The organism is Hydrogenophaga sp. RAC07, from assembly GCF_001713375.1.
Classification (GTDB): Bacteria; Pseudomonadota; Gammaproteobacteria; order Burkholderiales; family Burkholderiaceae_C; genus Hydrogenophaga.
In genome coordinates, this window is sequence record NZ_CP016449.1 from 2,328,434 (window position 1) to 2,348,840 (window position 20,407).

The following is a 20,407-nucleotide window of genomic DNA, read 5'->3' on the forward strand; positions in this document are numbered from 1 at the left end:
TTATTCGACCACGTCGCCGCGGCTGAGGTAGCGGGCCAGCGCCACGGTGGATGCAAATCCGAGCATGGCCACCAGCAAGGCGGCCTCGAACAGCAGGGCGGTGTTCCAGCGCATGCCCAGCACCACGATGAGGGCCACGGTGTTGAGGTAGAGCGTGTCCAGAGCGAGCAGTCGGTCGGTGGTTTCGGGCCCGAGCAACAGGCGCCAGCCGCACAGCAGCAAGGACATGGTCACTGCGGCCAGCGCGATGTTCAGGGCGATCTCGAGGATGTTCATGTCGTGCTCCCGTTGCGCGCCTGCTGGCCGAAGATCTGCATCAGCGGCGTTTCATAGCGGTTCTTCATGTCATCGATCATGGCCTGCGCGTCGTCGCAGTTGAGCGCGTGCACCAGGATCTCGTGGCGCTGCTCGTCGATCACGCACGACACCGTGCCCGGCGTGGTGGTGATGATGGTGGCGAACAGCGCGTTGATGCGCGGGTGGTCGGTGGCCAGCGGCACGGGCAGCCAGGCCGGCTGGGGCGTGCTCATGGGACCGAGCACCAGCCGGGCCACGGTGATGTTGGACAGCACGATGTCCTTGAGCACCACCGCCGTCAGGCGCAGCGCTGCCATCCACTGGATGTTGTCCGCCGGGGTCAGAAACGGGTGCAGCAGGCGCGGCAGGATGAGACCGATGAGCAGAGCCGAGAGCAGGTGCACCAGCTCCACGCTGTGCGACAGCGCGAGCCAGCTCACCCCCAGCAGCACCGAGAGCACCGGGTGGTTGAACCAGCCCGCCTTGCGGGCAGGCAGGCGAACGGTGGTGGGGGTGGTCATGGGCGTTCCTCCTGGGGCTTGACGACCGGCGCGGGTCGCACGCCGTCATAAGGTCGCATGGTGGGTGCGCTTGCCCGGTCGGGCCCGAGCACCGCGCGCACATAGGCCGCCGGTTCGGCGAGCTGGGCGGCGGCTGCGTCGGTGTAACGCTTGATGGGCGAGGCCAGCACAGCCATGGCCACGGTCATCAGCATGATGGCCCACACGGCCGACAACAACTTGAGGCTGGAGCCCGAACTGCCGGCGTCGTCCTGCGCGGGTTGCACGTGCCAGAACACCACCACGCCGGCACGGGCCAGTCCCACGATGGAGAAGAAACCCACCAGCAGCACGACGGTCCAGACCCAGGCCTGGGCGGGCAGGCCCGAGCTGCTTTCCAGCACCATCAGCTTGCCCAGAAAACCGGGCAGCGGCGGCAGGCCGGCGGCCGAAGCTGCGCCGAAGATCATCATCAAACCGAGCAGCAGCGGCTCGCGCAGTGCCACCGCGGGCTGCAGCTTGTCGCGCGCTTCACCGCGCTGCGAGGCCATGAGTTCGACCAGCAGGAACAGGCCGGCGATCACCACCGTGCTGTGCAAGGTGTAGTAGAGCGAGGCCGACAAGGTGGCCGGCGTGAACAGGCCCACACCCGCGAGGATGGTGCCCACCGAGGACACGGTGAGGTAGGCCACCATGCGCGCCATGGTGTGCGCGGCCAGCGCGCCCAGCACCCCCAGCACACTGGTGGTGAGTGCCAGCGGCAGCAGCCAGCCTTGCGCGGCCAGCGCGGCTTCGCCCGCCTCCACGCCGAACACGCCCCAGTGCACGCGGATGATGCTGTACACGCCGACCTTGGTCATGATCGCGAACAGCGCGGCCACCGGCGCGCTGGCCGCGGCGTAGGTGGCGGGCAGCCAGAAGTACAGCGGCACGATGGCCGCCTTCAGGCCGAAGACCACCAGCAGGATCAGCGCCGCAGCGCGCGCGATCAACGCCGCATCGCCGGTGAGTTGCGCCACGCGCAACCCCACGTCGGCCATGTTGAGCGTGCCGGTCACGGCGTACACCATGCCCAGGCCGATCAGGAACAGGCCCGAGGCCGAGAGGTTGAGCACCACGTAGTGCACGCCCATGCGGAACCGTTCCTTGCCCTGCCCATGCACCAGCAGCACATAGGATGCGATGAGCAGCACCTCGAAGAACACGAAGAGGTTGAACAGGTCGCCCGTGAGGAAGGCGCCGCACAGGCCCATGAGCTGGAACTGGAACAGCGCGTGGAAATGCCGGCCACGGGCATCCCAGCCGCCGGTGGCGTACCACATGGCGGGCACGGCGACGGCATAGGTGAGCAGCACCATCAGCGCCGACAGGCGGTCCACCACCAGCACGATGCCGAACGGCGCAGGCCACTCGCCGAGCTGGTAGACCAGCAGTTCACCTCGAGAGGCGTGCCACACCAGGCCGGCGGCCATGAACGCGCCCAGCAGCATCGAAGCCATGGACAGTCGCCGCCGCCAGCGCAGGCGCGCGTCATCGTGGCCGCCCCCTTGCGCCGACACGCCCGAGGGGTCGCCGATCAGCAGCAACAGCACCGCGGTGAACGAGGGCAACAGCACCGACAGCACGGGCGCGTGCTGCAGCCAGAAAGCAGTGATCACATCCCACATCAGCCGCGCCCTCCGGGCTCACGGCCATCCACATGGTCGGTGCCGCTCTCGTGGCGGCTGCGCAGGGCGAGTTCGATCACGAAGCCGGTGGTGGCAAAACCGATCACGATCGCGGTGAGCACCAGCGCCTGCGGCAGCGGGTCGGCCACCGGTCCTTCGCCCACCAGAATGGGCTGGGCGTTGGTCCACAGCCGGCCCATCGCAAACAGGAACACGTTGACCGCGTAACCGAACAGCGACAAACCCAGCACCACCGAAAAGGTGCGCCCGCGCAGCATCAGGTAGGCCGCGCAGGCGGTCACAAAACCGATGCCGCTGGCCAAGAGAAATTCCATGCTCATGCGGCACTCCCGGAAGGTTGAACAGGCGCGGACACTTCGCGCGACACGGTACCCAGCACCGAGATGGTCAGCAGCGTGGCACCCACGACCGTGAGGTAGACACCCAGGTCGAACAACGCGGCCGATGCAAAGGGCAGCTCACCCAGCAAGGGCACATGGGGGTGACCGTGCGCGCTGGTGAGGAAGGGCCGGCCGAACAGGAAGGCCCCCACACCGGTGAGCCCGGCGATGCCCAGGCCCGAACCAATCCAGACCACGAAGCGGCGGCCACCACCGGCCTGCAGCAGTGCCTCGGCCCGGGTCTGCCCCAGCGCCATGAACTGCAGCACCAGCGCCACCGCGGTGATCAGGCCGGCAATGAATCCGCCACCGGGCAGGTTGTGGCCGCGCATGAAGATGTAGAGGGTGAAGACGAGTGCCAGCGGCAGCACCACCGACGCCGCCACGCGCAGCAGCAGTGGCTGCGCCGCAAAGGTCCAGTTGCGGCCTTCCGGGTCCACCGTGGGGCGGCGCGTGCGCATGCCTTCCATGAGCGCGAGCACACCCAGGGCGGCGATGCCCAGCACCGTGATCTCGCCAAAGGTGTCGTAGCCTCGGAAGTCCACCAGGATCACGTTGACGACGTTGGTGCCGCCACCGACCGGGATCGATTTTTCGAGGAAGTACCAGGAGATGGACTCGAAGTCGCGCGTGAGCACCAGCCAGGACAGACCGGCCATGGCCGCACCGGCGATCAGCGCCAGCGCCACATGGCCCAGACGGTGGACCGACTTCGTCTCTTTCGGTGAACGCTGCGGCAGCAAGGCCAGGCCCATGAGCAGCAGCACGGTGGAGACCACTTCGACCGAGAGCTGGGTCAAGGCAAGATCGGGCGCGGACAGGCTCACAAAGGTGAGCGCCGTGACCAGCCCCACCACCCCCACCAGCACCACGGTCTGGAAGCGCTCACGGTGCGTGAGCGCAATCGCCACGCAGGTGGCCAGCAGCAGCAACCAGACCGCGATGGCCAGCGGCGGCGCCGACATCAGCTCGCGCTCGCCCGTGCCGATGTTGCTGCCGGCCAGGGGGATGGCGGCCAGCACGAGCGCGGCCCCCAGCAGCCAGGCCACATAACGCTGCAGCGAACCGTTTTCCAGCCGGACCGAGATACGTCCCGACAACGCGAACAGGCCGTCGATCAAGCCGTCGAACATCTGGCGCCCGGTGGCCGGACCGAACCAGTCTTCGGAGCTGATGCGGTGCAGCCACTTGCCGCGCGCCAGCCAGAAATAAAGGCCCGCGCCCGCACCCAGTGCGATCACGCTCATGAGCAGCGGCAGGTTGAAGCCGTGCCAGATCGAGAGCTTGTAGGCGGGCAACGGCTGCCCCGTCAAAGCGGTGGCTGCCACGTCGACCAGCGGGCCGAAGGTGAGCGCAGGCAAGAGGCCGACCACGATGCACATCGTCACCAGCAGCAGGGAGGGCAGCTTCATGCCCAGCGGCGGTTCGTGCGGATGCTGGTTGGGCACGTCACCGATCGGACCATTGAAATACGTGTCGTGGATGAAGCGCACCGAATACGCCACGCTGAAGACGCTGCCCAGCGTGACCGCCACCGGCACCAGCCAGGCCCACACACCGGCCCTGCCCACCACCGCCTCGGTGAGGAACATTTCCTTCGACAGGAAGCCGTTGGTCAGCGGCACACCCGCCATGGACGCGGCCGCCACCATGGACAGCGTGGCCACCCAGGGCATGAGCTTGTAGAGGCCGCCGAGCTGGCGCATGTCGCGCGAATGGGTTTCGTGGTCGACGATGCCCGCGATCATGAAAAGCGAGGCCTTGAAGGTCGCGTGGTTGAGCACGTGGAACACGGCTGCAACAGCCGCCAGCGGCGAGCCCAGACCGACCAGAAACGTGATCAGGCCGAGGTGGCTGACGGTGGAGTACGCCAGCAGGCCCTTGAGATCATGTTTGAAGATGGCGATGAAGGCCGCGAAGATCATCGTCACCAGACCGGTGGTGGTGACGATCACCTCGAACCAGCCCGACCCCGCGAGGATGGGGTAGAGCCGCATGAGCAGAAACACCCCGGCCTTGACCATGGTGGCCGAGTGCAGGTAGGCCGAGACCGGCGTGGGCGCGGCCATGGCGTCGGGCAACCAGAAGTGGAACGGGAACTGCGCGCTCTTGGTGAAGCAGCCCAGCAGGATCAGCAGCAACGCGAGCACGAACATCGGATGCGCCTGGATTTGTGCCACCTGCCCCAGCATGGCACTGATCTCGTAGGTGCCGGCGATCTGTCCCAGCAGCACGAAGCCACCCAGCATGGCCAGGCCTCCACCACCGGTGACGGCCAGCGCCTGTCGCGCTCCGGCCCGGGCATCGGCGCGGTGGCTCCAGAAACCCACCAGCAAGAAAGACGACAGGCTGGTGAGCTCCCAGAACACCACCAGCAGCAGCAGGTTGTCGGACAGCACCACGCCGAGCATGGCGGCCATGAACAGCATCATCTCGCTGTAGAACTTGGCCACCGAGTCCTTGGGGCTCAGGTAGAAGTGCGCGTAGATGACGATGAGCAGGCCGATGAAGAGGATCAGCCCGGCGAACATCATCGACAGGCCGTCCAGCTTGAACACCAGGTTCAATCCGATCTCGGGCACCCACTGCCAGCTGTTCATGACAACACCGCCGGCCATGACGGTCGGGGCGTGCGAGACGAGGAGCAGCAGACTGGCCAGTGTGACCAGACCAGCCGCGAGGGCCGTGAGCAAACGGGACTTGGAGCCGAGCCACAAGGTGGCCAGGGTACCCAACAGGAGTGGCAGCAGGACAATGATCAACAGCACGGCACGTCTTTCAGGTTAACCGTCGATTCTAAAAGGCGGTTTTTGCAGGACCCTGACGCGGTCGCCGCATGTCCCCACGCCGACGCGGCGCAGGCTCAGGGATCGACGCGCTGCGGCGCGGGTGGACTGAACGAACGCAAAGTCCAGGCCAACGGAGAACCCGCCCCCACCACCGCACCCACGATCCAGAACACCGCCCCCACACCCACCAGCACACCGGCGGAGCCGAACAGCAAGGGCATCACCACGCTCGATCCGTTGATGGCCATCGCGCGTAGGCCCAGCGCTTCGCCGTGGCGGTGGTGCGGTGTCATCTGGTGCAGCGTGCTCATGATCATGGGTTGCACCGACCCCAGCGCCAGGCCCAGGAGGATGGACAGCGACGCCATGGCCCACGCGGCCTGGACCAGCGGGTACACGGCGAACAGCAGCGCCGTGGCGCACATGGCCGAGCCGATCACCACCGACTCGCGCAAATGCGCGGCCAGCCAGGGCATGAGCAGGCGGATGGCGGTGGCCGCCAGCGCGAACGCACCCAGGATGGAGCCGATCACCGTGGCGCTCAAGCCGCGCTCGTGTCCCAGCACCGGCACCAGAAAGGTGTGCACGTCCCAGCACGACGACAGCATCCAGTTGATCAGCATCAGCTTGCGAAAGCCCTTGTCTTTCAGCAGGTTCCAAGAGGAGCCGCTGGACTGCCGCAACCCGGGCGCCACCGGCTCGTGTTCCACCGTGTGACGTATCCAGACCCAGGCCAGGGAGGGCAGCAGTGCGAGCAACAGGAAAGCCGCGCGAAAGCCGAAGCTGTCGATCATCACGCCGGCGGCAAACGGTCCGAGGAAATTGGAGATCGAAGGCCCGATCGCCATCCAGCTGAACACCTGCTTGAGCTCGGTCGGGCCGTTGGCGAGCCGACCCACATGGCGCTGCAGCGCGATCATGGCCAGCCCCGTGGCGGCGCCGCAGGCGAGCGCGGTGAGGCACAACACACCGAACACCGGAAAGGCCACCGACACGGCGGCACCCGCAGACGCCACGCCCACCGCCATCGCCACCGGCTTCTTCAGACCACGCCGATCGGCATAGCGCCCGGCGGGCAAGGCCATGAACACCGGCGCCAGCGCGAACAGCGCCAGCAGCATGCCCACGGCGGCCGGGCTGTAGCCCTCGCGCAGGGCCATGAGTGGCGCTGCCATGCGAAAGCCGGTCATGCAGGCGTGCAGACAGATCTGCGCAGCGATCAGCCGCGCCAGGTCGGACCGCAGGGTCGGGTTCAAGCGTCCCCGGTGTCGTTGGGGTCCAGCGGAAGCAAGGCGCTGGCTTGCTCCTGCGGCAGCGCCTCCACCGCCTTGAGCGCGCGGCCCATGGCGCGGCTGCGCGTCTCGGCGCTGTCGATGGTGTTGAGCACCGTCTGCGTCTGGCTCTTCACGCGGGCCAGCACATCGCCGAACTTGCCGAACTCGGTCTTGACCGCACCCAGCACCTGCCAGACCTCGCTGGAGCGTTTCTCCAGCGCCAGCGTGCGAAAGCCCATCTGCAGCGAATTGAGCATGGCCATGAGCGTGGTCGGCCCGGCCAGCGTGACGCGGTACTCGCGCTGCAGGACCTCCATGAGGCCCGGCCGGCGCAGCACCTCGGCGTACAGGCCTTCGGTGGGCAGGAACAGGATGGCGAAGTCGGTGGTGTGCGGCGGCTCCAGGTACTTGTCGGCCATGGACTTGGCCTCCAGCTTGATGCGCTGCTCCAGCCCGCGCGCGGCCATCTCGGCGCCTTCGGCATCGGCGCGCTGTTGTGCGTCGAGCAGGCGTTCGTAGTCTTCGTTCGGAAACTTCGCGTCGATGGGAAGCCAGCACGGTGCCCCATCGTCGCTGCGGCCGGGCATCTTGATGGCGAAGTCCACCGTGAAACGGCTGCCTGGCTTGGTCATGACCTGCGTGGCGTACTGGTCGGGCGCAAACACCTGTTCGAGCAGGGCCGCGAGCTGCGCTTCGCCGAACATGCCGCGCGTCTTCACGTTGGACAGCAGGTGCTTCAGATCGCCAACGCCCTGCGCCAGCGTCTGCATTTCACCCAGACCCTTGTGCACCTGCTCCAGCCGGTCGGCCACCTGCTTGAAACTCTCGCCCAGGCGCGCCTGCAGCGTGGTCTGCAGTTTTTCGTCCACTGTGGCGCGCATCTCGTCGAGCTTGGCCGCGTTGCTTTGTTGCAGCTGCTGCAACTGGGCGTCCAGCGTGGTGCGGATCTCCGACAAGCGCCTGGCGTTGCCTTCGCCCATGTCCTGCAGCGTGCGCGTGAGCGTGTCGCCCAGCGTGCCGCGCAACAGCACGAGCTGCTGCGCAAAGCCGTCGAGCTGGGCGTTTTGCGTGCGTGTGGTCTCGGCCGACTGGCCCATCAGCGTTTCCTGGAAGGTGGCCAGCGTCTGCTGGATCTCCTGCCGGCCACCGCGTGAGGTCTCGCTGATTTCGCGGCGCAACTCCCCCTCGATCCGCTCCACACGCTGCCCCTGTTGCTGCAGTTGGGCCAGCAACAGCTGCCGGTGCGCCAGTGCGTCGGTGTCCACCGGCGCCTGGCGCAGCAACAGCCACGCGACCAGCGCGATGTTGAGCACCAGCAGGACCAGCAGGCCCCAGAGCAGCGTGTCGCTGGTCATCGGCGCGTCAGGCCTTGGCGACGGCTGCGGCGTTGAGCGGCGTCACCGCGTGGCCGGTGGTCAGGAACGCAATCACGTTGTCGGCCGCGAGCATGGCCATCGCCATGCGCGTGCCCATGGTGGCGCTGGCGATGTGCGGAGTCAGCACCACGTTGGGCACGGTCAGCAGGTCGGGATGCACCTTGGGCTCACCCTCGAACACGTCCAGACCGGCGGCTGCGATCACACGGTTGCGCAAGGCCAGCGCCAGCGCGGCGTCGTCCACGATGCCACCGCGCGCGATGTTGACCAGTGTGGCCGTGGGCTTCATCTGAGCGATCTCGGCAGCGCCGATGGTGTGGTGGGCTTCCGGGCTGTAAGGCAGCACCAGCATCACGTGGTCGGCGGTCTTGAGCAGGGTGGCCTTGTCCACGTAGCTCGCCTTGCATTCGGCTTCCAGCTCGGGGGCCAGCTTTGAACGGTTGTGGTAGATCACTTTCATGCCGAAGCCGTGCGCGCCGCGGCGGGCAATCGCCTGGCCGATGCGGCCCATGCCCAGGATGCCCAGCGTGCTGCCGTGCACCTCGGCGCCGGCAAACATGTCCAGGCTCCACTTGTTCCACTGGCCCGCGCGCAGGAAATGTTCGCTCTCGGTGACGCGACGGGCTGTGGCCATGAGCAGGGCAAAGCCGAAGTCGGCGGTGGTTTCGGTCAACACGTCGGGCGTGTTGGTCGCCAGCACACCGGCGGCGTTGATCGCCGCCATGTCGAAATTGTTGAAGCCCACCGCGATGTTGGCCACGATGCGCAGCTGCGGGTTGGCCGCCAGCAAGGCCGCATCCACGCGCTCGCTGCCGGTGGTGAGCACGCCCACCTTGCCCTGCAGTCGCTGGGCCAGTTGATCGGGGGAAAGCACGCTGTCGGTGTCGTTCATCTCGACATCGAAGTGCTCGCTCAATCGCGCAATGACTTCCGGAAACACCTTGCGGGAAACGAAGACGGCCGGTCGGCCCGTGTTGTTGGCCATGGCGATCACACCGCGAGCAGGTCGACTTCGAACAGCAGCGTGGCGTTGGGCGGAATCACGCCACCCGCGCCGCGCGCACCGTAGCCCAGCGCGGCCGGAATCACCAGGCGGCGCGTGCCACCCACGGCCATGCCCTGCACGCCTTCGTCCCAGCCTTTGATGACGTGGCCGGCACCCAGCGGAAATTCGAACGGTTGACCGCGGTCCTTGCTCGAGTCGAACTTGGAACCCTGCACGCCGTCGTTGAACAGCCAGCCGGTGTAGTGCACCTGCACCGGGCGCCCGGCCTGGGCGACCTCGCCGTTGCCGACCACGGTGTCTTCGTATTGCAGGCCGCTGGGGGTGGTGATCATGGTGTCTCCTGTGATTGAAATGAAAAAGGAAAAGAGGCGCGATTATTCCAGCCAGGTCGTGAACGACTCGACGGGCTCGCGCGGTGTGTGAAAACCATTGACCTTGTCGGCCGGATCGGCGTAGCCCAGGGCCATGCCGCAGACCAGCATTTCGCTCTCGCCAGCACCCACGTGCGGCAGGATGATCCTGGCGAAGCCGTTCCACGCAGCCTGCGGGCAGGTGTGCAGTCCATGACCGCGCGCGGCGACCATGATGTTCTGCAGGAACATCCCGTAGTCCACCAGCGAGCCGCGGCCCATCACGCGGTCCAGCGTGAACATCAGGCCCACCGGTGCGTCGAAAAAGCGGAAGTTGCGCTGGTGCTGCGCGTGCATCTTGTCCTTGTCGCCCTTGGTGATGCCGAGCAGGCCGTACAGGCTCCAGCCGTTCTCGCGCCGGCGGTCGATGTAGGGGCTGACCCATTTTTCGGGGTAGTAGTCGTATTCCTCGCGGTACTCGGCGGCCAGCGCCGGGTCGGCGCGCAAGGCGTCGTGCGCGGCACAGACCTTGTCCACCAGCGTGTTGCGGCTCTGACCCTGCAGCACATACACCTTCCAGGGCTGCGTGTTGGTGCCCGAGGGCGCGCGGCTGGCCACCTGCAGCAGGTGCTCCAGCGTGGCGCGCGGCACCGGTTTTGGCAGGAAGGCGCGCGCCGACATGCGGCTGGTGATCGCGGCGTCGACGCTGACGGCGTCGATCACGGGCGCGGTGGGGTTGTGGCTCATAGCAGGGTCTCCAGGGTTTTCTTCAAGGGCTCGGGCAAGGGCACGGGCCGGCGCGTGTGGCGATCGACGTACACATGGACAAAGTGGCCGCAGGCCGCGGCCAGGTCACCGCCGTCGGCGAAAAGACCCACTTCGTAGCGCACGCTGGACGTGCCCAGGTGCGCCACGCGAAGCCCCGCCCACACGGTTTGCGGAAAGGCCAGGGGTGCGAAGTAGTTGCATTGGGTCTCGATCACGAGGCCGATCACCGGTCCGCGGTGAATGTCGAGTGCACCCTGCTCGATCAGGTGGGCATTCACAGCCGTGTCGAACCAACTGTAGTACACCACGTTGTTCACGTGACCATAGACATCGTTGTCGGCCCAGCGGGTGGTGATGGAACGCAGCACACGGTAGGCGCTGCGCGGCAAGGGTTGCGGGCGCGTGGCCGGTGCTGGGTTGCTCATGGCGCGGCATTGTGCCAGCGGGTCGCGTCGCCCACTGTCGCGGCCGTCAAAGTCGGGGTGGACATGGGATGCCAACGCCCCTGGTACTCGAGGGCCGTGCGGTAGGTGTTCATCTGCACCTGCACCGTGGCTTCCATGTCGGTGCCATAGCCGCCCGCCATCACGAAGGCCAGCGGCAGCCGCCGCACCCAGGCCCAGTCCATCACGCGGCGGTCGCGCGCCTCCATGCCGTCGAATGAGAGCTTGAGACGGCCCAGGCGATCGCCTTCGTGCGGGTCGGCGCCGGCCAGGTAGATCACCAGCCCGGGCTCGAAGCGACGCTCCATCTCTTCCAGTGCGCGTTCCAGCGACTCCAGGTACTCGGCATCACCGCAGCCATCGGGCAGCTCCACGTCCAGGTCGCTGGACTCCTTGCGAAACGGAAAGTTCTTCGCTCCGTGCAACGAGAGCGTGAACACCGAATCGTCGTGGGCAAAGATCTTTGCCGTGCCATTGCCCTGGTGCACATCGAGATCAACGATGGCCACGCGCAGCATGCCGCGTGCCCGGTTCGCGCGCGCATGTTCGGCCTGCATCAGCCGGGCGGCCACGGCGGCATCGTTGAAGACGCAGAAGCCACTGCCCTTGTCGGCGTACGCGTGGTGCGTGCCACCGGCCAGATTGGCCGCCAGGCCAGCACCGCCCAAGGCTCGGCGGCAGGCCTGCACCGTGGCACCCACCGATCGGCGCGCGCGCTCGGCCATGGCCGGGCTCCACGGAAAGCCGATCTCGCGCTGGGCGGCCGGTGCCAAAGTGCCGCTGCGAACGGCCTCTATGTAGGCGGGGGTGTGTACCAGCGCCAGTTCGCCGTCGCTCGCCGGCTGGGCCTCGCGCAGCTCCACGTGTGGCAGCTCGCGGGCCAGGCGTTCGCGCAGCCGGGCGTACTTGGCCATGGGGAAACGGTGCCCGGCGGGCAGTGGCAACACAAAGTGATCGGCGTAGAAGGCTTGCAAGGCGGTGCGCACAAGGAAGGAGGGACACGGGATTGTGTCCGCCTGGGGTATTCGATGGGCGGAGTGCGACTTTTAGGCCGCACTGCCTAGAATGGTGCAGCGCAGCAAAAACCGCTTGCGCCGCCGAGGGTTATCCCTATAATCGCGGTTATGTTGCAGTGCAGCAATGTGAACAAAAAGCAAAAGCGTCCAGACAGCGCCGTGTTCCCAGCAGCCTTCAACTAAACCCTGTTTTACCCAAGTTTAGGAGTACGAATATGCTGACCGCCGAACAAATGATTGCCGCCCAGAAAGCCAACATCGAGACCATCTTTGGTCTGACCCAGAAAGCCTTCGAAGGCGTGGAAAAGCTGGTTGAACTCAACGTGCAAGCCACCAAGGCCGCCCTGTCCGAGTCCGCCAACAGCACCCAGGCCCTGCTGAGCGTCAAAGACGCCCAGGAACTGCTGACGCTGCAAGCCAGCCTGATGCAGCCCCTGGCCGAAAAGACCGTGGCCTACAGCCGCCACCTGTACGACATCGCCCAAGGCACGACCGCCGAATTCGGCAAAGCCGCTGAAGCGCAAGCCAGCGACACCCAGAAGAAATTCATGGCTGTTGTCGACAACGCTTCCAAGAACGCACCCGCCGGTTCCGAAACCGCCGTGGCCGTGATGAAGAGCGCCGTGTCCGCCGCCAACAACGCCATGGAATCGGTGCAAAAGGCTGTCAAGCAAGCCACCGAAATGGCCGAAGCCAACTTCAACACCGTGACGGCCTCCGCCGTGAACGCTTCGAAGTCGGTTGCCAAAAAGCGCTGAACAAGCGGTTGATCGTGCCGTTGATCGGCGGCTCGGGTTTTGAAGCCCTGCCGCAAACTAGCATCACTGCACGATCTGCCTGACTCTCACGGGAACAGGTTTCAGATCAAACCCGTTCTTCTGGTTGTCTCCTCGGGTCCTTTTCGAAATTCGATTTCATCGGACCCCTTAAGCCCCCGCCGCAAGGCTGGGGCTTTTTTTATGGGCGCGCGCCGTTCGCCGGCTTCAGACGGGCCAGCTGGTTCTTGAGCTGCGGCAAAGCCGCCAGCATCGCTGCGCGGCCCGCCTCGATGGAGCGTTTGCGCGAGCCAAAGTCGGCGCTGCCCACACCGGCGAGCGCCGGGCGCACCACCACATCGGCCGTCGCCAGCTCGTGGCGGTTGATGCTCTGGCCCATGATGGCAAAGGTCTGCAGCAGCACGCGGATGTTGCCCACGGCCAGATTGCCCTCCGGTGCACTGGAGATGTCCACCGCCAGCACCACCTCGGCGCCCATGTCGCGCGCCTGCTGCACGGGCACGGGCGCCACCAGGCCGCCGTCCACATACTCGCGCCCGGCAATCCCGACCGGGGCGAACAGCCCGGGCACCGCGCTCGACGCGCGCACCGCCTGCGCCACATCACCCCGGCGGAACAAGACCCCCTGCCCTGTGCCCAGATCGGTGGCCAGCACGCCCAACGGAAGCGACATGCTTTCGATCGTGCGGCCGTCCACCGCCTGGCTCACGTAGCGCGCCAGCGCATCGCCGCGCAGCAGGCCACGGCCCAGGATGGGCAGGGCCCAATCGGTCAGCGTCACTTCGTCCATGCTCATGGCCACCCGCTCCAGTTCCGTGGGCGTTTTCCCGCTGGCGTAGAGCGCGGCCACCAGGCTGCCGGCCGAGGTACCGGTCAGAAAGTCCGGGCGGATGCCGTTTTCTTCCAGCACCTGGATCACACCCACATGGGCAAAGCCGCGCGCCGCACCGCCACCCAGGGCCAGGCCCAGCCGGGGCGCTCGCATGGCGGGTGCCACCACGGGCGGCTGAACCTGCGGCGGGCTCACTGGCGGCAGCGCCACCGGCCCTTGCACCGAAGAACACGCGCCGAGAAAGCCCAGGCTCAGCGCAAAGCCCCAGAGGTTGCAATACTTATTGAGAACAATTCGCGTTAGTGTTAGCATCGTCTCATTATCGGGCAGGTAACAGGGGAAGGCCCCCGGACCGCACCGCTTGTTTCCTTCATTTCAACTCCCGAGGATCTCCATGACTTCGTTCCGCCAACTCTCGATTGCCCTGGCCGCCGTGGCCACGACGCTCGGCCTGCAAGGCCAGGCCCTCGCGCAGGACAAGGTGCTCAACCTGTACTCGGCACGCCACTACCAGACCGACGAGGTGATGTACGACACCTTCACCAAAACCACGGGCATAAAGATCAACCGCGTGGACGCGGACGACGCCGGCATTGTGGCGCGGCTGCGCGCTGAAGGTGCCGCCTCGCCCGCCGACGTGATCCTTCTGGTGGACGCTGCGCGCATGGCTTCAGCCGACAGCCAGGGCCTGTTCCAACCCATCCAGTCGGCCAAGCTGGACGCTGCCATTCCGGCAAATTTGCGCGCCGCGCCCGGCGAAGGCGGCGTGACCTGGACGGGCTTCTCCACCCGTGCACGCGTGATCGTGTACGACCCGATGCGTGTGAAAGCCGCCGACGTGGCGACCTACGAACAACTCGCCGACCCCAAGCTCAAAGGCATGGTCTGCACCCGCTCCGGCTCGCACCCCTACAACCTCTCGCTCTTCTCCACCGTGGTCGAACGCCTGGGTGACCAGAAGGGTGAAGCCTGGCTCAGGGGCGTGGTGGACAACATGGCGCGCGCACCCAAGGGCGGCGACACCGACCAGATCAAGGCCGTGGCTTCTGGCGAATGTGGCGTGGCGCTGACCAACACCTACTACGTGGCCCGCCTGATCAAATCCGACAAGCCGGAAGACCGCGCCGTGATGGAGAAGGTGCGCGTGGTGTTCCCCAACCAGGCCACGACCGGAACACACGTGAACATTGCGGGCGCCGCCGTTGCCAAGCACGCCAAGAACCGCGACAACGCCATCCAGTTCATGGAGTTCCTGGCCAGCCCGTTTGCACAGGACTACTTTGCCAACGGCAACAACGAGTTCCCGGCGGTCAAAGGTTTGAAGGTCGCGAATCCAGCCATCAAGGCCATGGGCGGTGACAACTTCAAGGCCGAAACCGTGCCGCTGGCCTCGGTGGCGAAGAACATGACCAAAGTGCAGCAGATGCTCGACCGCGTGGGCTACAAATAATCGGCACCCCCGCGCCGCGCCTGCGGCGCGTCACCCCCTCAAGGGGGCGGCATCTGCGGCCCGGCAAAGCCGGTTCCGCGATGCCCTGGGCGTACATCCCCGCCGGCGCGAAGTGTCTGTGATCGAGGATGCCGTGGAACTGGCTCTGCCAGGCCACAGGCATCGCCCCCTTGAGGGGGTCGCGCGCAGCGCGGCGGGGGTGCTTCTCAATACACCTGGGGCACGTAAATCTCGCCCGGCACCTGGTGGCGACGGTAGCCCTCGTGCCGCACGCGTTCCGGCAGCGTGATGGTGGGTCGCTCGACCTCGCCATAGGGCATCTGGTGCAGCAGGTGGTGAATGCAGTTCAACCGCGCCTTTTTCTTGTCGTCGGCCTGCACCACCCACCAGGGTGATTCGGGGATGTGGGTGCGTTCCAGCATCACCTCTTTGGCCTGGGTGTAGAGCTCCCAGCGGCGGCGGCTTTCCAGGTCCATGGGGCTGAGCTTCCACTGCTTGAGTGGGTCGTGGATGCGGCCCAGAAAACGCAGGTGCTGCTCTTCGTCGGAGATGGAAAACCAGTACTTGATGACCTGGATGCCCGAGCGCACCAGCATCTTTTCGAACTCGGGCACGGAGCGGAAAAACTCCTCGTACTGCTCTTCGCTGCAGAAACCCATGACCCGTTCCACGCCGGCGCGGTTGTACCAGCTGCGGTCGAACAACACCATCTCACCCGCCGCCGGCAGGTGCGCCGCGTAGCGCTGGAAGTACCACTGCGTGCGCTCGCGGTCGTTGGGCGCGGGCAGCGCGGCCACACGGCACACGCGCGGGTTCAGGCGCTGGGTGATGCGCTTGATCACGCCACCCTTGCCCGCCGCGTCACGGCCTTCAAAGATGATCACCACCTTGTGCCCGGTGGCGACCACCCAGTCCTGCAGCTTCACCAGCTCGGCCTGCAGGCGGAACAGCTCGCGAAAGTACTGCTGCCGTTCGGCTTTGTGTCGCTTCAGGACCTCGGCGTCTTGCGATTCGTCGACGCGGTCTTCGATTTCCATCTCCAGCTCTTCGTCGTAACCGTCCATCAAATCGGTGTGGATGCGGCGCAGCAACTCGTCCTGACTGTCGAACATGGGGGACTCCGTGAGGGCAAAAGCCTTCAGACTAGGTGCGGTCGGTGACAAGCTCGTGACCGACACCTGCCGCATAATCCAGCGCTGATTGACGTTTACGTCAACGTCAAAGACCATTTCAACGACACAGGAGCACACCATGGACATTCAAGGCAAGGTTTTCATCGTCACCGGCGGCGCGTCGGGGCTGGGCGAAGGCACGGCACGCATGCTCGCGGCCAACGGCGGCAAGGTCGTCATTGCCGACATGCAGGCTGAAAAAGGCGAAGCGGTGGCCAAGGAGATCGGTGGTGTTTTCGTGAAGTGCGACGTGAGCAGCGAGACCGACGGCCAGGCCGTGGTGGCCCAAGCCTTGTCCATGGGCAAGCTCATGGGCCTGGTGAACTGCGCGGGCATTGCGCCGGCCGAGAAAACCGTGGGCAAGAACGGCGCACACAACCTGGGCGTCTACACCAAGACCATCATGGTCAACCTGGTGGGCAGCTTCAACATGATCCGCCTTGCGGCCGATGCGATGTGCAAGAACGAGCCCGAAGCCACCGGCGAGCGCGGCGTGATGATCAGCACCGCCAGCGTGGCGGCCTATGACGGCCAGATCGGCCAGGCGGCCTACGCGGCGAGCAAGGGCGGCATCGTGGGCATGACGCTGCCGATTGCGCGCGATCTGTCGCGCAACGGCATCCGCAACATGACGATTGCCCCCGGCATCTTCGGCACGCCCATGCTGTTCGGCATGCCGCAGGAGGTGCAAGATGCACTGGCCGCCAGCGTGCCCTTCCCCAGCCGCTTGGGCACTCCGGTCGACTACGCCAAGCTGGCCAAACACATCATCGAAAACGACATGCTCAATGGCGAAGTGATCCGCCTCGACGGCGCCATCCGCCTGGCACCACGCTGAGCCCGAGAGGTCGACACATGAACGCTTGCAAGCCACTGCTCGCCGCACTGGGCTTGGCGCTGCTGGGCGCTTGCACGGCACCATCCCGGCTCCAGCAACCCGAAGCAGCGTCGGGCCTCACGGCCAAACCCGGCTGGACCTATCAACGCCAGGCGGTGGCTGCCGCCAACCCGCTGGCCACCGAGGCGGGGGCGCAGATGCTGCGCGCCGGCGGCAGCGCGGTCGACGCGGCCATTGCGGTGCAGATGGTGCTCACGCTGGTGGAGCCGCAGTCCAGCGGCATCGGCGGCGGTGCTTTTCTGCTGCACCACGACGGCCGCAAGCTGCAGGCGTTCGACGGCCGCGAAACCGCTCCCGCTGCGGTGGACGAGAAACTGTTCCTGAACGTTCGTGGTGAGCCACTGCCCTTCCCCGCCGCCGTGAACAGCGGGCGTTCGGTGGGCGTGCCGGGTGCGGTGATGATGCTGGCGATGGCCCACCGGCAGCACGGCAAGCTGCCATGGGGCCGTTTGTTCGAGCCCGCCATCCAGCTGGCCGAACAGGGCTTTTCGATCAGCCCGCGACTGCACACGCTGCTCGCGGCCGAGGCGGCCCTCAAGACCGACCCGGTGGCGGCGAGCTATTTCTACCGGGCCGACGGCCAACCTCACCCGGTGGGTCATGTGCTGCGCAACCCCGAGCTGGCTCAGGTGCTTCGCAACATCGCGGCCCTCGGGCCGGTCGCGCTGCACGAAGGCCCCGTCGCGCGCGCCATCGTGAACAAGGTGCGTCAGCACCCCTCCCTGCCCGGAACGCTCAGCCTGGACGACTTGAAGCAATACCAGCCGCGCGAGCGCGAGGCGCTCTGCTTCGATCACACCGCCGCGATGCGCGCGCTGCGCATCTGTGGGTTTCCGCCGCCCAGCTCCGGTGCGATGGCCATCGGGCAGATCCTAGGCCTGCTCGTGCGCACGCCGCAAGCCGCTGCACCGTTGAACAGCGGCCTGCCCTCGGCGGACTGGCTGCACAGCTACACCGAAGCCTCGCGGCTGGCGTTTGCCGACCGCGCGCAGTACGTGGCCGATCCCGATTTCGTCGCCCCCCCCGCCGGCCGCTGGACCAGCCTGCTGGACACGCGTTACCTCGACGACCGTGCACGCCTGATCAGCGCCGCGCGCATGCCGACCGCTGCGGCCGGCGAGCCCGGTGGTGCGCGCAGCAGTTGGGCGCCCATGCCCGACCAGCCCGAGCACGGCACCAGCCACATCAGCATCGTGGACCGGTTCGGCAACGCGCTGGCCATGACCACCACCATCGAATCGGCCTTTGGGTCGCGTCTCATGGTCAGCACCGACCCATCCCGTCCCGGCGGCTTCCTGCTCAACAACGAACTCACCGACTTCAGCTTCGCGCCGCGCGACGCGCAAGGCCGGCCGGTGGCCAACCGGGTTGAGCCCGGGAAACGTCCGCGTTCGTCGATGTCGCCCACGCTGGTGTTCGACAAGGCCACGGGAGAGCTGCTCATGAGCACGGGCAGCCCGGGTGGCGCTTTCATCATCCACTACACCGCGAAGGTGTTGCACGGCGTGCTGCAGTGGGGGCTGTCGCCGCAGGCCGCTGTGGACCTGCCCAATTTCGGCACGCTGGGTGGCCCGCTGGTGCTGGAGCAAGGCCGTTTCCCGGTGTCGACGGTGGAGGCCTTGCAACAGCGAGGACACACCGTGCAGTTGGGTGAGCTCACCAGCGGCGCGCAAGCCCTCGTGCGCGGGCGTGGTGCCTGGCTGGGTGGCGCCGACCCGCGGCGCGAAGGCATCGTGGCAGGCGACTAAACGTCGATCGCGGCGGCCGACCCGGCACGCTTGCGCAACTCGAACTTCTGGATCTTGCCGGTGCTGGTCTTGGGCAGTTCGCCGAACACCACGGCGCGCGGCACCTTGAAGCCGGCCAGGTGCTGTTTGCAGTGCGCCACGATGGCCTCGGCCGTGGTGTCGGCCCCGGCCTTGAGTTCGATGAAGGCGCACGGCGTTTCGCCCCACCTGGCGTCGGCCTTGGCCACCACCGCGGCGGCCAGCACCGCGGGGTGGCGGTACAGCACGTCTTCCACCTCGATCGACGAGATGTTCTCACCGCCCGAGATGATGATGTCCTTGCTGCGGTCCTTGATCTTGAAATAGCCGTCGGCGTACTGCACCGCGAGGTCACCGCTGTGGAACCAGCCGCCGGCAAAGGCCTCCGCGGTGGCCTTCGGGTTCTTGAGGTAGCCCTTCATCGCGATGTTGCCCTTGAACATGATCTCGCCCATGGTCTCGCCGTCTTGCGGCACCGGCACCATCGTCTCGGGATCGAGCACGCGCACATCACGCTGCAGGTGGTAGCGCACACCCTGGCGGGCATTCAGGCGTGCACGTTCACCGATCTCCAGCGCGTCCCAGGCTTCGTGTTTCGCACAAACGGTTGCCGGGCCATAGACCTCGGTCAGGCCGTACACGTGCGTGAGGTCAAAGCCCATCTGCTCCATGCCTTCGATCATCGACGCCGGCGGTGCCGCGCCCGCCACCATGGCCTTCACGCCGGCGGGCAAGCCCACTTTCATGGCAGCCGGCGAATTGACCAGCATGCCGTGCACGATGGGAGCGCCGCAGTAGTGCGTCACACCATGCTGGCGCATGGCGTCGAAGATCGCCTGCGCTTCCACACGGCGCAGGCACACGTTCACCCCTGCACGCGCGGCCACCGTCCACGGAAAACACCAGCCGTTGCAATGAAACATGGGCAGCGTCCACAGGTACACCGCGTGTTTGGGCATGTCCCACTCCATCACGTTGGAGACCGCGTTCATGGCCGCACCCCGGTGGTGGTAGACCACGCCCTTGGGGTTGCCCGTGGTGCCGCTGGTGTAGTTCAGCGCGATCGCGTCCCACTCGTCGGCCGGCAGGCTCCAGGCGAACGCCGGGTCGCCACCGGCCAGGAAGGCTTCGTAGGTGCTGCTGCCGATGCGCTCGGCGTTGCCGGTGAACAGCGCGTCTTCCACGTCGATCACCAGCAACGGTGTGCTCGCCTGTCGCAGCGCCAGCGCCTTCTTCAGCGTGGGAGCAAACTCCGGGTCCACGATCACCACCTTGGCCTCGCCGTGGTCGAGCATGAAGGCAATGGCCTCCGGGTCGAGCCGCGTGTTGAGCGCGTTGAGCACCGCGCCCGCCATGGGCACGCCGAAGTGCGCTTCCACCATCGGAGGCGTGTTGGGCAGCATCACGGCCACGGTGTCGTTCTTGCCGATGCCGGCGCGCTGCAGGGCGCTGGCCAGGCGCCGGCAGCGGGCGTAGGTCTCGCCCCAGGTCTGGCGCAACTCGCCATGCACCACCGCCAGCCGATCGGGGTAGACCTCGGCGGTGCGCTCGATGAACGACAGCGGTGAGAAAGGCGCAAAGTTGGCCTCGGTGCGCGGGAGGTCCCGGTCAAAGATGCTGGTCATG

19 protein-coding genes are annotated in these 20,407 nt (G+C 66.4%); 4 read left to right on the forward strand and 15 right to left on the reverse strand.

Going from position 1 to position 20,407, the window contains the following annotated elements:
- The 12 genes from BSY239_RS10845 to BSY239_RS10900 form a co-directional block, all read right to left on the reverse strand.
- Complete coding sequence (locus tag BSY239_RS10845) at positions 1 to 276, reverse strand: K+/H+ antiporter subunit F (protein WP_069046859.1); 276 nt, start codon at positions 274 to 276, stop codon at positions 1 to 3.
- A complete protein-coding gene (locus BSY239_RS10850; RefSeq protein WP_069046860.1) occupies positions 273 to 818 on the reverse strand; it encodes a Na+/H+ antiporter subunit E in 546 nt (181 codons plus the stop codon). Before BSY239_RS10850 ends, BSY239_RS10845 begins: the two co-directional genes overlap by 4 nt.
- Positions 815 to 2,464: a monovalent cation/H+ antiporter subunit D gene (locus BSY239_RS10855; RefSeq protein WP_069046861.1), complete on the reverse strand. Its 1,650-nt coding sequence runs from the start codon at positions 2,462 to 2,464 to the stop codon at positions 815 to 817. Before BSY239_RS10855 ends, BSY239_RS10850 begins: the two co-directional genes overlap by 4 nt.
- Entirely contained in the window at positions 2,464 to 2,799 is a 336-nt protein-coding gene (locus tag BSY239_RS10860) for a Na+/H+ antiporter subunit C (RefSeq protein ID WP_216637524.1), read from the reverse strand. The genes BSY239_RS10855 and BSY239_RS10860 overlap by 1 nt, the downstream gene beginning before the upstream one ends.
- Positions 2,800 to 2,801: 2 nt before the next feature.
- Positions 2,802 to 5,633: a monovalent cation/H+ antiporter subunit A gene (locus tag BSY239_RS10865; protein WP_069046863.1), complete on the reverse strand. Its 2,832-nt coding sequence runs from the start codon at positions 5,631 to 5,633 to the stop codon at positions 2,802 to 2,804.
- A gap of 95 nt (positions 5,634 to 5,728) precedes the next feature.
- Positions 5,729 to 6,910, reverse strand: coding sequence for an MFS transporter (locus BSY239_RS10870; RefSeq protein ID WP_442905794.1), 1,182 nt, complete (start codon positions 6,908 to 6,910; stop codon positions 5,729 to 5,731).
- Positions 6,907 to 8,283 carry a DNA recombination protein RmuC gene (locus BSY239_RS10875; RefSeq protein ID WP_069046864.1) on the reverse strand — a complete coding sequence of 459 codons (1,377 nt, stop codon included), beginning with the start codon at positions 8,281 to 8,283 and terminating at the stop codon, positions 6,907 to 6,909. The genes BSY239_RS10870 and BSY239_RS10875 overlap by 4 nt, the downstream gene beginning before the upstream one ends.
- A gap of 7 nt (positions 8,284 to 8,290) precedes the next feature.
- Positions 8,291 to 9,289: a 2-hydroxyacid dehydrogenase gene (locus BSY239_RS10880; protein WP_069048929.1), complete on the reverse strand. Its 999-nt coding sequence runs from the start codon at positions 9,287 to 9,289 to the stop codon at positions 8,291 to 8,293.
- 5 nt (positions 9,290 to 9,294) lie between these two features.
- On the reverse strand, positions 9,295 to 9,642 hold the full coding sequence (locus BSY239_RS10885) for an FKBP-type peptidyl-prolyl cis-trans isomerase (protein WP_069046865.1): 348 nt from the start codon (positions 9,640 to 9,642) through the stop codon (positions 9,295 to 9,297).
- Positions 9,643 to 9,684: 42 nt separating this feature from the next.
- Complete coding sequence (locus tag BSY239_RS10890; RefSeq protein ID WP_069046866.1) at positions 9,685 to 10,407, reverse strand: nitroreductase; 723 nt, start codon at positions 10,405 to 10,407, stop codon at positions 9,685 to 9,687.
- Positions 10,404 to 10,853: an acyl-CoA thioesterase gene (locus BSY239_RS10895; RefSeq protein WP_069046867.1), complete on the reverse strand. Its 450-nt coding sequence runs from the start codon at positions 10,851 to 10,853 to the stop codon at positions 10,404 to 10,406. The genes BSY239_RS10890 and BSY239_RS10895 overlap by 4 nt, the downstream gene beginning before the upstream one ends.
- Positions 10,850 to 11,845 carry a histone deacetylase family protein gene (locus BSY239_RS10900; RefSeq protein ID WP_069048930.1) on the reverse strand — a complete coding sequence of 332 codons (996 nt, stop codon included), beginning with the start codon at positions 11,843 to 11,845 and terminating at the stop codon, positions 10,850 to 10,852. The genes BSY239_RS10895 and BSY239_RS10900 overlap by 4 nt, the downstream gene beginning before the upstream one ends.
- Before the next feature lie 257 nt (positions 11,846 to 12,102).
- Between BSY239_RS10900 and BSY239_RS10905 the strand changes: the two genes are divergently transcribed.
- Positions 12,103 to 12,645 (forward strand): phasin family protein, encoded by a 543-nt coding sequence (locus tag BSY239_RS10905; protein ID WP_069046868.1) that lies wholly within the window; start codon positions 12,103 to 12,105, stop codon positions 12,643 to 12,645.
- 199 nt (positions 12,646 to 12,844) lie between these two features.
- Here the strand turns inward: BSY239_RS10905 and BSY239_RS10910 are convergent, their stop codons facing one another.
- Positions 12,845 to 13,807: a patatin-like phospholipase family protein gene (locus BSY239_RS10910; RefSeq protein ID WP_083239924.1), complete on the reverse strand. Its 963-nt coding sequence runs from the start codon at positions 13,805 to 13,807 to the stop codon at positions 12,845 to 12,847.
- A gap of 82 nt (positions 13,808 to 13,889) precedes the next feature.
- On the opposite strand from BSY239_RS10910, the gene BSY239_RS10915 reads away from it, so the two are divergent.
- Positions 13,890 to 14,945 (forward strand): extracellular solute-binding protein, encoded by a 1,056-nt coding sequence (locus tag BSY239_RS10915; protein ID WP_069046869.1) that lies wholly within the window; start codon positions 13,890 to 13,892, stop codon positions 14,943 to 14,945.
- Positions 14,946 to 15,151: 206 nt separating this feature from the next.
- Here the strand turns inward: BSY239_RS10915 and ppk2 are convergent, their stop codons facing one another.
- Positions 15,152 to 16,057 (reverse strand): polyphosphate kinase 2, encoded by a 906-nt coding sequence (ppk2, locus tag BSY239_RS10920; RefSeq protein WP_069046870.1) that lies wholly within the window; start codon positions 16,055 to 16,057, stop codon positions 15,152 to 15,154.
- A gap of 139 nt (positions 16,058 to 16,196) precedes the next feature.
- On the opposite strand from ppk2, the gene BSY239_RS10925 reads away from it, so the two are divergent.
- Together BSY239_RS10925 and BSY239_RS10930 are read left to right on the forward strand one after the other, a co-directional pair.
- Complete coding sequence (locus BSY239_RS10925; RefSeq protein WP_069046871.1) at positions 16,197 to 16,955, forward strand: 3-hydroxyacyl-CoA dehydrogenase; 759 nt, start codon at positions 16,197 to 16,199, stop codon at positions 16,953 to 16,955.
- A gap of 17 nt (positions 16,956 to 16,972) precedes the next feature.
- Entirely contained in the window at positions 16,973 to 18,763 is a 1,791-nt protein-coding gene (locus BSY239_RS10930; protein ID WP_069046872.1) for a gamma-glutamyltransferase family protein, read from the forward strand.
- Here BSY239_RS10930 and BSY239_RS10935 read toward each other — a convergent pair.
- Positions 18,760 to 20,406 carry an acyl-CoA synthetase gene (locus tag BSY239_RS10935; protein ID WP_069046873.1) on the reverse strand — a complete coding sequence of 549 codons (1,647 nt, stop codon included), beginning with the start codon at positions 20,404 to 20,406 and terminating at the stop codon, positions 18,760 to 18,762. The two genes, BSY239_RS10930 and BSY239_RS10935, sit on opposite strands and share 4 nt — an antisense overlap.
- Between the last annotated feature and the right edge of the window lies 1 nt (position 20,407).